At 52.6% G+C, this 1,940-nt stretch carries 1 protein-coding gene; it reads left to right on the plus strand.

Translation table 11 applies throughout. The features are described 5' to 3' along the window. Positions 1 to 61: 61 nt before the first annotated feature. A partial coding sequence (gene recC / locus ACTHUE_RS17135) for an exodeoxyribonuclease V subunit gamma (RefSeq protein WP_440424047.1) occupies positions 62 to 1,940 on the plus strand: 1,879 nt, incomplete at its 3' end.

Here is a 1,940-nt window from a genome sequence, read left to right on the forward strand (position 1 = left end):
TGCTGAAGCATTTGTCCTAATGGCATTATAATGTGGGCAATTGTTTTTTAGATTGTCTGCTATGTTTTATCTTTATCAGTCCGACCGTTTGGAAGCGCTTGCCGAAATGTGCGCGCATATTCATCAGACCTTGTCCTTGGATTCTGTATTGGCGCAGGAAGAAGTGGTGGTGCAGAGCCAGGGGATGCGGCGATATCTGAATGTGTTTTTTGCGCGCAAACTCGGCGTGGCGGCGAATTTGAAGTTCAGCCTGCCGGCCGGTTTGGCGTGGCAGCTGATGCGTAAATTGGTTCCCGATGTGCCGCCGCTCAGTCCGTTTTCGCCTGAAGTCATGCGTTGGCGTTTGCTGGATTTGTTCCGCAGTGAAGCGTTTCAGACGGCCCCGGAATACGAAAACGTGCGCCTGAAGCTGGAAAGTTATTTGCACAGCTCGGCATCGGCGGATTATCAGCTTGCCGGACAAATGGCGGATATTTTCGACCAATATTTGGTGTACCGCCCAGATTGGATTGATGCGTGGCAGGCTGGGAAGCTGCTGGGTTTGGGCGATGATGAGGATTGGCAGGCACGGCTGTGGCGTTATTTGGACGATGGCAGCCAATCTGCGCCGCACCGCGTGGCCTTGTGGGAAAAGCTCTTGGCGCAGTTGGATAAATCGGTCTTGCCGCAAAGGTTGTTTGTATTCGGCATTTCGACAATGGCGCCGATGTATCTGCAATTGCTGCACCAAATTTCCAAGCATTGCGATGTATTTGTGTTTGCGCTCAATCCGAGCAGCCAATATTGGGGCGAGGTCATCGACGAGGCGCAGATTTTGAAAAGGGGCGATGAGGCGGATTTGTCGCAGGCAGGGCATCCGCTGTTGGCTTCTTTGGGCAAGCAGGGGCGCGATTTCTTTGATTTTCTGTCGGAAGTGGAAACCGAGCAGGATATTCAGGTTTATGAAAAGGGAAAAGACGATACCTTATTGCATTGCCTGCAAAACGATATCCAAAACTTAATCATGCCGTCTGAACGCTTATACCAACAGGAAGAAAGCGAAGCAGGCGCGCAGCAGGCTTGGGTTCAGGTTCACGATGCGAACGGCAATCCAGTGAGTGTCGAGCCGGACAAATTGTTGAATGATGGCTCCGTCAAAATTGTTGCGGCCCACAGCCCTTTGCGCGAATTGCAGATTTTGAAAGAAGAGCTGTCGCTGGTGTTGCAAAACAATCCTGACTGGCAGCCGCACGATATTGCTGTTTTGACGCCAAACATCGAGCCGTACAGCCCGTTTATCGAAGCCGTTTTTGGGCAGGAGCATGCAGGCAGCCAGGCTTTGCCGTATTCGATTTCGGATGTGAAACTCAGCCGCCGTCAGCCCTTGCTGTATGCTTTGGCGCAAATGTTGGACTTGTTGGAAAGCCGGTTTGAAGTGGATAAGGTTTTGCCTTTGCTGGAAAGCCGGTTGGTGCTGCAACGCTTCGGTTTGAGCGAGGAGGATGTGCCGCTACTGCATGAGACTGTTGCCGGATTGAATGTGCATTGGGGTTTGGACCAAACCATGCGCGAGGGCAAAGACAACCTCTTTACTTGGCAGCAGGCGGTAGAGCGTTTGGCCTTGGGCTGGATGCTGCCTGAAGGCAGCAACGGCATGTGGCAGGGCGTGAGCGCGTGGCATAGCAATGTCAACCAGTTGGACGTGTTCAGCGGTTTTGCCGAATTTATCCGTACTTTGGCCGATATGGCGGCGCAATGGCAAGAGCCTGCCGATGTGGAAGGCTGGGTGCAGCGTTGCCGCGATTTGCTGGAGAAACTGTTTGCTCCGGATACAGACGACCAATACGCCAAGCAGCAGTTTGAGCAGTCTTTGGCGAAATGGCAGGAAGAGGCGCAGTTGGCCGAATTTGACGGATTGTTGCCGTGTAAAACCGTTATCCGCCATATCCGCCGCTTTTTGG

The sequence above is a fragment of the Neisseria sp. P0021.S005 genome (genome assembly GCF_051956955.1).